Below are 11,139 nucleotides of genomic sequence, written 5' to 3' on the forward strand. Positions count from 1 at the left end.
AAGCGGCTGATCTGTTGGGATCAGCCGCTTTTCGTTAATTCATTTCTTCTGATTTAATTTCGGACTACTACCGGATGACCTTCCAACTGTGCGTAGCTTAATTTCCAGTTACCGTCCTCTGCTTTTTTCCAGAGCAGCACAAAGTTGCCCTCGCCTAATCCGCGTGGCTCGCCGGGACTGGCAGGCAGCACGTCTACTGAAAACGTGCCCGCTTCGTAGGCAATCTCAGTATCGGCGCCGGAGCTTACCGGGTAGGTTTTCAGGTCGGCAATGGTGCCCATAGTCTCGCGCACCCATTTATCCGACACTTCAGATTTGCCTCTGTAGATTACCTCGCCCTGCAGAAACTGCACGTCCTCGGCCATCATCGAGATTACTTTGTCAGAGTCACGCGCATTCCAGGCACTGATAAACTCCTGGTTAAGTCCGCGTACATCTACCGACTCGCCCTCCGACTTCGCACAGGAAGCCAACAGGAACAAGGCTAGGAAGGTGTAAAGTATGTTTTTCATGATTTCTAGAATTTAAGTGAGTGAACCTCGACGCAATACGTGAAAACCGCGTCGGAGGGTTTATACCTTCTCCCGGCACCGGGCCGGGAGAAGGTAAAGGGTAAATGTGTTACCAACTCTTTCTGCGAACCTCAGAAGTAGAGTATGGCTTGCTGCGATCACCATAATCTGGATTAGGCAGGAAATTGGCGTATACCATCTGTGGAGTTGGTCCCTCTTCTGAGGCATACATCATAGCCAATGAGTTGGCTGCTGCTGTCTCAGCTGGAGTCGCTACTAAACTTGACTGCGGAGCCGGGGTTCTTTTAGCCGGAGCCGGAGTGCTCTTGGCAACTGTTGCTCTGTTAGCCGCCGCTCGTTCTGCAGCTGCTACGCGCTGGGCTGCGGCCGCTCTCTCGGCGGCAGCTATACGGGCCTCTTCCGCCTCGCGCTTCTGCTTGTTGTCAATAACCTTTCCTACACCGTAGCCTACGGCGCCACCAGCTACACCACCTACAACACCACCTACTACACGGTTACGCTTATGTATTATGGCACCTGCTGCGGCGCCTGTACCGGCACCGATCACTGCACCTTTTGCCTGTGGGCTCCAACCAGTTCTTTTTTCCTGCGCCTCAGCTGATCCGCCAAAAGCTACTGATGCCATCAGTGCCAGGCTCATGATATAGCTTACCTTTTTCATAACTCTTTCAGTTTTGTTAGAAACATTAAACTCTGTTGACAGGGTAATTACAAGTTGCGTGCCAGTGCAATAAAAAACTAGCTACCCACGCTCCAAAATAAGTCTCCAAGAGAATGGCAAACACCGCTGAGCCATCATATAACTAATTGATATATAGACTAATAATGCCCATATGTCATTTGTTAATAAATTTTTATTTATGCATAAAAAAAATTCTTAGGCAACAGCTTTTGCCGGGTATAAAGTGCAAGCAGCACCAGGTATGCATTGCTTTTTAGGCCTAATAAATTATCTTTAAGAATGGAAAAACTGTTTCGTTGCGCCGCTCTACTTTTCAAAATTGTAATTACTACACTTGTCTTTGCCTCCTGCCAGCAGGTTGCCAGTGATCAAACACGATACGAGTTGCTGATCCGCAATGCCATGGTCGTAGACGGCTCTGGCAAGGCCGCTTTCGCGGCGCATGTGCTGGTCAACGGCGATTCCATTGCACTGATCGACACCGATACTACCAACACCTATATCGCAAACCGCACCATCAACGCCTCCGGACTATACCTGACACCAGGTTTTATTGACACGCACGCCCACGGCGATCCACTTGAGACTCCTGATTTCTCCAACTTCCTTTCGATGGGTGTAACCACGATTTGCCTGGGCCAGGATGGTTTCAGCCCGGAACGCGAAAACATAAAAGAGTGGATGCAGGAAGTGGAAAGCAAAGAGTTAGGTGTCAACGTAGCCATGTTTGCCGGGCACAACACGCTCCGTATGTTGTCAGGTATAGCCTACGACTCCATCCCTTCGGCGCCAGGTATGGCGAAAATGGAAAAGCTCCTCACCGAAGCGCTTGATGCCGGCTGTTTCGGCCTGACCACAGGTTTGGAGTATAACCCGGGTTACTATGCCCGTCGCGACGAGTTAAACAGACTTGCTGAGATTGTAGGAAAAAAAGGAGGCATCATCATGAGTCACATGCGTAACGAAGATGACGCCTACGTTGAAACCTCGATCCGGGAACTCTTGGAGCAGGGCAAGTACTGTCCGGTGCATGTGTCGCATATTAAAGTGGTATATGGTAAAGGCGAGGCGCGCGCCAACCGCGTACTGCAGTTACTGGATTCCGCCCGTCAGCAAGGTATACAGGTGACCGCTGACTTTTACCCCTATACCGCGAGCTATACCGGCATCGCCATCCTATTCCCGGACTGGGCCAAGAAACCTTATGATTACCAGGAAGTGCTGAAGAATCGCCGCCAGGAACTGGCCACCTTCCTGCGGAACAAGATCACACTGCGCAACGGTCCGGAAGCAACGCTGATCGGTTCCGGTCCTTACAAAGGCAAAACCCTTGAGCAAGTGGCCAAAGAGGTAAACAAACCTTTTGAGTTAGCTTTAATGGAAGATATTGGCCCTTACGGTGCCGACGGCGCTTACTTTATCATGGACGAAGCCCTTCAGGAAACATTTTTGAAAGATAAGCACGTCATGGTCTGCAGTGATGGCAGCCCTTCGATGCGCCACCCCAGAAGCTTCGGAACCTTTGCCAGAGTGCTAGAGACTTATGTAATACAGAAGCAGCTGCTCTCCCTGGAGGAAGCTATCCATAAAATGACGGGATTGTCCGCCAAAACCATTGGTTTGCATAACCGGGGTCTTGTGAAGCAAGGGTATAAAGCCGATCTGCTACTGTTTAAACCAGAAGAAGTGCGTGAGAATGCCACTTATGAGAATCCGCATCAGGAAGCTACGGGATTTAGGTATGTGTTGGTGAATGGGTTTGTGGTGAGGGAAGAAGGAAGGCTTGCACTTAAAACCGGGAAAATCCTGCAGAAATAGTATTTAACTGTAAGAAATCAGACACTAATTACGCAGGCTCAGTTTTACACAGAGATGATGGAACATAGACGGTAATACTATAATGGTGTCGAGTGATTGTAAAGCTATTACTTATATTTAGAATAGATTGATAATAGTAAACTAACTTGGAAGAAACATTATTCTATATTAATGTATAATTGCTGAATATGGTCTCCTTACTTACTTGCAAGTCTTCCAATCTGTAGGACTTGCATTACTTTTAATATGTAAATAATCAACATTAGGCAAACTTTCATGCTGTAACTACAGAAGGTGCTAACTCTTTTGTCTCAATCTGGTAAAAATTCTTAAACCACAATTCCAATGAAAGAAGAATAAATAAATGACGTTGATAATCTTTCTTTTTGGACTTATGTTGATGTATCATTCCTTTTATAAAATTGATATCAAAATAACTGTTACTAAAGGAATTGGAGCTATCGACTAAATCAATCAGAGAATTTGCAAGGTCCTTCTCAAACCATTCCCCCACAGGTGTTTCAAACCCTCTTTTTTTTCTATTAATAATTGACTTAGGCAGCCAGTCTTCTGCCGCCTTACGATGAATATATTTTCCTACTAGTCCGTTAAGCTTAAGATTAATTGGTAAGCTTTCTACAAAGTTAATGAGATCAATATCTAAGTATGGCACTCTGTTTTCTATTGAGTTTGCCATCGTCATTTTATCGTTGAAAAGCAGCAGATTGTCAGGAAGCATAGTTCTTAGATCTACATAAAGTAATTTGGACAAAGATCCTCCCGCATTATCAGCTAGGTTGTAATGCCTAGCAAAAAAAGATTTTTGCTTATCGTTGATCAGATCGGATAATCCGTTTTTATACAACCCCTCTTTCATTTTAGGTGTAAACAAAGTATAAATACCTATGAACCTCTCGAGCTCATCTTTAAATTTAGATGAATAAATCCCCCTGTCAATCGAACTGTTATTTGGAAAAACACGTGATAATAAAGAGAGAGGAAGTAAAGACAGTAATTTCTGATATTTAGCGAGTATCTTCTCTCCCTTGTACCTATTATATCCTGCCATAGGCTCATCCGCCCCCTGGCCACTTAGCACTACCTTTACATGTCTAGAAGCTAGCTGAGAGACGTAATATAAAGCCGGTATCGTAGGCTCAGCGATAGGCTCCTCTGTATGGAAGAATGAATTATAGAAGAAATTCATATACTGCTCTCTGTTCATGAACAGATCATAATGATCTGACTGAAGGAGACGAGCTGTTTCACGGGCATCATCTAACTCATTGTAATTCCCTTTGCCGTGGAACCCTACAGTAAAAGTTTTCAATGTATACTCGCAGTGCTTAGACATCAAATGGCCTAAAACAGCAGAGTCAAGCCCTCCGCTTAGGAATAAGCCAACTGGCACATCGCTTAGCAACTGACGTTTTATCGATTGCTCCAACAATCGTTTATATTCGGCAACCGCCTCTTGTTCAGTGACTTTGAAATTTATTTTTTGTGGCGTTGACCAGTAACAGTATAATTTAGATTTACTTGATGAAGTGAATTCCAAATACGATGCTGCTTCTAACTTATTGATACCACTAAAAAGGGTTTGTGGTGAAGGATTATACCTAAATGTCAGAAAAGTATTTAAAGCAGTTAAATCTAACTCTTTACTATAAGAAGAATTATTTTTAATGATTTTAATTTCAGATGCAAAAATCAACTTGTCGCCATTTGTGTAATAATATAGTGGCTTGACACCGAACACATCTCGTACCAGGTATAGCTTCTCTTGCTTCTTATCGATAAAAGCAAAAGCAAATATGCCGTTAAAATCTTTTACAGCTTCAATCCCATATTCTCTTAAGTAGTATAAAATAGTCTCTGTATCAGAATGCCCTACGAAGTTTATGCCTTTTAACTTTTTCCTTAACTCAAGATGATTGTAAATTTCCCCGTTAAAGACGATACAATAATTGCCACAAGTTGTAAACATAGGCTGACTACCGGCTTCTGAGAGCTCAATGATTGAAAGCCTAGTATGGCCCAAGTATACCTTATTGGCCCCAAGAGGCATTTCGACAATAGCCTGAGCATCGGGGCCGCGATGGCTAATTTGATTAATATCTCGCTCAGTTAATACACAGTTTATGCTTCCTGCAATTCCGCACATAGAATAATAAGTTTAGTGTAAAAAAATTAATTAAATCAATACTACCACTGTGGGATATTATATCTTCTCCACTTTATAATTCTGCAAAATTTAAATTAAGCAGTTATAAAATTCTTAAGTGAAGCTATCAATTGCTGAGATGCATACTTCCCAATTTTGTGATTACAGCTCATATGACCTTTTATTAGAGGTAATATTTTTGACTCGAGTTCTTCCTCGCTGTAGGCAACATGCAAATATTGTAGCTTTTCAAACGCTTTTGCTGTGGCAAGCTGGTGATCATTTCTATGTTCTCCGTATTTAGCGAGTCTTGGGAGTACTAAAATCGGCTTGTTGTGAACCAATGCAGATATAATCGTTCCCATACCAGCATGAGCTACTATAAGCTGCGCTTTATCGAAAAGAGTGTTAAACTCAACAGGAGATAAAAAATCATGAAGGTATATATTCGCTACTTTATATTGGGACTTTGATGTTTGAGCAACTATTTTGATATCAGGTATTTTTAGCGCAATTACATCTACCACTCTCAGAAGGCGGTCGAAGGGTTCTTGTGTCCCTGTAGTTACAAAGATCATGATAATACGTTTCCATTAAAATAAACTTTATTAGAAGCCAAGTTTGGCCATTGAGTATAAGTTCTGTCTGCAAACAGCAGAGCTATTCGCCCACTAAGGGAGATCTGTTCTACGTTTGCGATGCTATCTATCCAGACAGCCCTAGCTCCCAATATTTTGCCGGCAAGTATACCCATCAGACCAGGTGCAGCGCCGGTGGTTATTACAACATCAGGCTTTATTCTCAACAAGAGCTTGAGCATGACAAAACCCATATAGATAAGCCTGAGTTTATTCCATCTGCTTGCGTCGGGTACGACAAAAAAATCATGCCCCTTAACCGTGTCAGAAAAGCTCTTATGAGTGGATATAAATATCACTTCATTATCCTCAAAAGCCGGCATTAAACGCAATAACTGTATCCAATGCCCTCCGGCTGATGCTATAGCTAATACCTTCATATTATTAGTACTTAAGTTTAATTAGAAGCATAATTCTTCATTCTTAACTTATCAGAAGTGGTTTATGGGCTGTGATTTTAATTTAAAGGGCGTTTTTACATTGTACTCCCAATTCTTCCTTCTTCCAGCTATTTCGAAGTAGATATCAAACAGACGAGCATTTATTTTATCAAGATTGTATAGTTCGTCTGTCTTATTGATATTATTATTCGAGATAGTAACAACTTGTTCAGGATGCGAAATAACATACAGGATGTGGTTACACAAGCTATCGATATCGCCTGGATTTATTAAAAATCCATTGTCCTGCTTCACTAGTTCAGGAATTCCTCCAACTCTAGTGCTTATTATTACTTTACCTGCTCCCATTGCTTCTATGATAGACATCGGAAGGGCTTCTACATAAGATGGCAAAACTACACTGTCTACCTGCCTTAGCCACTCGAGCTTTTCCTTGTCATTAATCCAGCCTAGAAGTTGTACATTAGTCGATAATTTTTTCTGGTCAATTATGCTTCTTACTTGTTCTGTGTCGCCTTGTCCGGCTATCAAAAATCTTAGATGCCCTTGGTTATATTTATTAACCAAGATATCTATTGCTTCAAGCAAGTCATAAACCCCCTTAAGCTTACATAGCTTACCAAGAAATAGGAAGCCATTCAAGTTAAAAGGGGCTGTTTGACAATCTTTAAGTTTTCGCATGCATACCCCATTATAGAGCACCTCAATATTGCAACCTTTAATATGTGCGTCCAGAAAGGATTTATAATATTGTGAAAGAACAATTATTTTATGACACCTTAGCAAGGTCTTACCTATATAATACTTTACTATTGGGGATGCTCTTTGGTAATATGTATCAAAATCTCCCCCATGAATGTGCATGATTATAGGCTTATTTAGAACCAAGCACAGGTATACGAAAAGGCTCTTTCGGAAAATACTTATATCTGAGGCAACATGAATGTGCATTATGTCAAATTTTGCCTGAATCATACTGAGTAAAGCCTTAGCCACCACCCGCAACTTTTCAATTGTCCTTCCTTCCACATGTGTTACTAAATGCTGCAATTCAACGTTATGGTCCTCTGATTTAAAATGTAAAATATTATTTATAACAGTAGACATTCCTCCTTTAGTCCGTTCAATACTAGGACCAACCACTAAAATTTTCAATGTAGACATACCATAACCTATAAGCTGTTTATCAACTTTTATGCAAAGCAGAATATTCGTATTAAATATTTATTTAAATACTACTGCTGTTCTTAGATAAAGCTTCGTCAATTTTCCCCATTTCATTATGCTTATTCCTAAAATGCAAGGAAAAGAATACTAATTAAGGCCTAACTATACAATAACTGGCCAATGGGGTCTACTACAACTTTACTTAAACTACGAATTTAAGTTTTGCTTTATCAATATTTTTTTATACAATACTAATCATGATTTGATATAAGGTTGGAATTATGTTTAAATTTTTTTAAAGTATCACAATAAGAGTAAATGAATTATAATCGCTTTTACATAACTTAAAATTGATATAATTCAACTTAGGCATTCAGATAACGTAGATGGTTAACTACCACTACACCGATCTGAAAGGCAACATGAGTATTACTTATCTTTCAACTGATATGCTTCCAAAAGCAGCAGTCGTACAACCTAGCATGAGTCTGAAGTTAACGACTGGAGAAAAGTCGCTGAACCTTTTAAATGATCCTGAATTCCTCAGCTCTTGGGACATTTTATATAAAGAATGCCCATGGGGTACAGTCTTTCAAAGCAAGGAGTTCGTAGCCTCTTGGTATCGTTTATACTGCAAAGATTTTATCTCAATTATGGTAAGAGCAGAGTTTGACGGGAAACTTGTCGGGTTATTAACACTAACTAAGAATAAATCGAGTAAAGGAATTAAGTTTGCTGGACTAGATGCAGCAGAGTACCAGACTTGGTTAGCAACACCTGCTATGGGGGAGTCTTTCATAAATGAAGCTTTAATAGAGTTGCAGAATGAGTACCCAAAGGATGATATTAGATTCATTAATATTCCACCTCAAACCCCCTTAGACTGGGTCAGAGTAAATGAGAAGTGGAAGCAACACTGCATCCTCGAGTCACTAACTAGGCCTCTAATGGATCTTTCCAACCCTGCTATATCTAATGTTTTCAGAAAGAAACAGTTTAGAGAGAAGACCAATAGATTAAAGCGACTAGGAAATGTGGTGTTTGAGAAAGTAACTGATCTAGAAAGATTTTCCTCCCTAATCGATGAGCTGATTGTACATAGTGAATTCCGTAAAGGTGCAAAGTTTAATTTTTTTCAGTTCGAGACTGATCCTCGAGGCAAGCAGTTCTTAATCGAGTTATTTAGAGAGGGCATACTACATACCACTATCTTATGGCTTGATGATAAAATTATTGCCTCTATTGCAGCTCCAACAGGGAAAAAATGGGCACACTTAGCAAGTTTAAATACCCACTCTCCCATTTACGCTAGGTACTCTCCCGGTCTGATAAACTTTATAATGCTAGGACAATTACTAACAGAAGAGGGTATGCACATTTTTGACCTAACACCTGGTGGAGATTCTTATAAAGAGCGACTCGCTACCTCAAAAGACCAAGTACACACTCTCCGAATTTCTAGCGCATTTAAAACTAAAGTTAAGAAGGCCATCATTGATCCAGTATTTAAAGTGCTGAAATCAAAACTAAGAGAAAAAGGAATAACACCTAGACATTTAAAGTATAAAGGTATTAAATTTAAACAACGTGTAATACTCTTGTCCAGACTTGGTTTAAAGGCAGGAAGCGTATCTTTTAACTATCTCATTTTCGGAGTTCCTAAACGTTTAGGAATCTACGAGCATATTATGGGTGACCCAATAGACTACAGTTATAGTTTAAATGTAAACAATATAAAAAGCCTCCTTTCTTATAATCCACAACAAGGCTTGTCCACCCGTTGGGACTTTCTAGAGGATGCAATGAAAAGATTTGAATCCGGAGAACACGTTTACAGTATTACATATTCTGGCGAGCTAGTCTGTTGTGTCTGGCACAACCCGTTAATTAATTACAAAGGATTACATAAAAGTTTGAAAGATTCTACATTTGTGTTGAGGCTAGTATACATCCACCCAAACCACATTAAACAGATACACAATATCCTGACTTCTATCGCTTTAGCAACCAATGATAAACATTATTTGGGGCAGAGTATAATCTTCTTAGTTGAAGACAGAAATAAATCTCTTCTTCAGTATCTTAACATAAGTTCTTTTATTTCAACTCATAAACTCTAAAAGGCCTGAGTAGTTAATATTACCATTTCAAATAAAATCAAGCAGCCAAGCTTTTACATCTCTTTCTTTCCCTTGTGCTACAAGATGATGTAACTAAATATCAAAAACCCGCCTCACCTCACTCCTTACCTGAAAAATGCCATATCGCAGTGTTCATCCAAGCTTCAGAATCTAAACCAAATAGTTTAGAACTTATCTGTTCCAATCAACGCTGCTCAGAAGCTTTATAACAAGAAGTCCAAAGCCTTGGCATTACATTTTTACTTGTAGCATCAAACTACATAGCTATCCTCAAATTGCGCTTGCCTCTGCTTTTTTATGTGAAACAATCGTCTAAAATCCTTAATTCTTAAGTTTATCTCTCAGAAGTTCACTAAACCATAAATTCACCACTATAATCTTTCTATTAAAATAGACCATAGCAACTACTCTAAGTTGAAGAAACAAGATATCTATGGCCTATAATATCCTCTAACTTACCCCTTCAATTAAAATACGCTTACCCGAGGCAGTCAACTATAACAGTAACGAGTGGGTCTTATGTTTGGTCCTCTGCTCACTTTTCCACTTAACACCTTAGGTAATCCAAAACAAAAATCTTTGATCCGATATGCTATTAACTTTCAGCTTCTTAGAAAGCTATGAGCCTGAATCATTGCTCCATGCCAACTTTTATTATAGCAATTAAGCGAAAGTCAGGCCGCACAAAAGCGGCTGCTGGAATATCACAATTACCAAAATCTAAATCACCCATCTCAAATAGCTAAAAAAGTCAACAGATTAAACGAAAAACTAGGACTATAGCCATACGAACAAATTATGAAAAATGCTTATTTTTTTAAAAATAATATCAACGCTCATAACACCAGATAATATAAATAGTACTTTATAATGCTCATAAGTATCAAAATGAACTAAGTAACACAGGCTTAATTTTAATTATTCCAAAAATGTGCATACACTACCCTTAAGGTCTGATGATGTTTATAATCATCAAATTTGCTCACCAAGAATTCCATCCACAGCTTATTTATAATCACTCACTCAGCTACATATATCTGTCACTTAAATCGACCTTACATAATACAGCCTAAAATAAAGTAAAATATATAACCAACATTTGCCCTAACATAGAACATAAATAACTTAACGCCCACCATTTCAGACATTAAACAAATAAATATTATGAAATTTTTCAGATATAAACCTATACCTCTTGCAAACTCTAATTTTTGCATAGTTTTGCAAACGTATTAGCTACGAAAACCAAGACAAAAGGTTGAGTGAAACAATACACTTTAAATAAGTTTTGCACTTAATTAATAGAGGTAAGAATCAGCAGATATAAACTTTTTTAAATATATTTTATAACTAATACATTAAAGATGACAAAATCTATACGTGAACATTAATTAGTTTTTTTTTCAACTTTAGCCAAGTTTTATGAATTCCAAATTCCGTTATCTGCTAACTCCCCTATTGTTAGGGTCGATAGCTATTTCTTGCGACAAAAAAGAATTAGAGGAAGCAGCACCTTCTACCACTATGGAGACGAGCGCAACTGGTGATGCTACCTCGGCCAGCATCCGCTGGGAGAACCTCTTTGAGGGCAGCTC

8 protein-coding genes are annotated in these 11,139 nt (G+C 39.5%); 2 read left to right on the forward strand and 6 right to left on the reverse strand.

The window, feature by feature from the left end:
• Window positions 1-53: 53 nt before the first annotated feature.
• Together IEV97_RS17510 and IEV97_RS17515 are read right to left on the reverse strand one after the other, a co-directional pair.
• Window positions 54-512, reverse strand: coding sequence for a YybH family protein (locus tag IEV97_RS17510; RefSeq protein ID WP_188502774.1), 459 nt, complete (start codon window positions 510-512; stop codon window positions 54-56).
• A 109-nt stretch (window positions 513-621) separates the two neighbouring features.
• A complete protein-coding gene (locus tag IEV97_RS17515; RefSeq protein WP_188502775.1) occupies window positions 622-1,194 on the reverse strand; it encodes a YMGG-like glycine zipper-containing protein in 573 nt (190 codons plus the stop codon).
• A 300-nt stretch (window positions 1,195-1,494) separates the two neighbouring features.
• On the opposite strand from IEV97_RS17515, the gene IEV97_RS17520 reads away from it, so the two are divergent.
• Complete coding sequence (locus tag IEV97_RS17520; RefSeq protein WP_188502776.1) at window positions 1,495-3,033, forward strand: N-acyl-D-amino-acid deacylase family protein; 1,539 nt, start codon at window positions 1,495-1,497, stop codon at window positions 3,031-3,033.
• A gap of 274 nt (window positions 3,034-3,307) precedes the next feature.
• Here IEV97_RS17520 and asnB read toward each other — a convergent pair whose 3' ends face one another.
• The 4 genes from asnB to IEV97_RS17540 all read right to left on the reverse strand — a co-directional run bounded on the left by asnB (window position 3,308) and on the right by IEV97_RS17540 (window position 7,400).
• Entirely contained in the window at window positions 3,308-5,197 is a 1,890-nt protein-coding gene (gene asnB, locus IEV97_RS17525) for an asparagine synthase (glutamine-hydrolyzing) (RefSeq protein WP_188502777.1), read from the reverse strand.
• 95 nt (window positions 5,198-5,292) lie between these two features.
• Window positions 5,293-5,775: a glycosyltransferase gene (locus IEV97_RS17530; RefSeq protein ID WP_188502778.1), complete on the reverse strand. Its 483-nt coding sequence runs from the start codon at window positions 5,773-5,775 to the stop codon at window positions 5,293-5,295.
• Window positions 5,772-6,215, reverse strand: a complete 444-nt coding sequence (locus IEV97_RS17535; protein WP_188502779.1) for an oligosaccharide biosynthesis protein Alg14 — start codon at window positions 6,213-6,215, stop codon at window positions 5,772-5,774. Before IEV97_RS17535 ends, IEV97_RS17530 begins: the two co-directional genes overlap by 4 nt.
• A gap of 51 nt (window positions 6,216-6,266) precedes the next feature.
• Window positions 6,267-7,400, reverse strand: a complete 1,134-nt coding sequence (locus IEV97_RS17540; RefSeq protein ID WP_188502780.1) for a glycosyltransferase family 4 protein — start codon at window positions 7,398-7,400, stop codon at window positions 6,267-6,269.
• Between the two features lie 425 nt (window positions 7,401-7,825).
• On the opposite strand from IEV97_RS17540, the gene IEV97_RS17545 reads away from it, so the two are divergent.
• Window positions 7,826-9,523, forward strand: coding sequence for a GNAT family N-acetyltransferase (locus IEV97_RS17545; protein ID WP_188502781.1), 1,698 nt, complete (start codon window positions 7,826-7,828; stop codon window positions 9,521-9,523).
• Window positions 9,524-11,139: the final 1,616 nt, after the last annotated feature.

The organism is Pontibacter amylolyticus (assembly GCF_014638845.1).
GTDB classification, from domain to species: Bacteria; Bacteroidota; Bacteroidia; order Cytophagales; family Hymenobacteraceae; genus Pontibacter; species Pontibacter amylolyticus.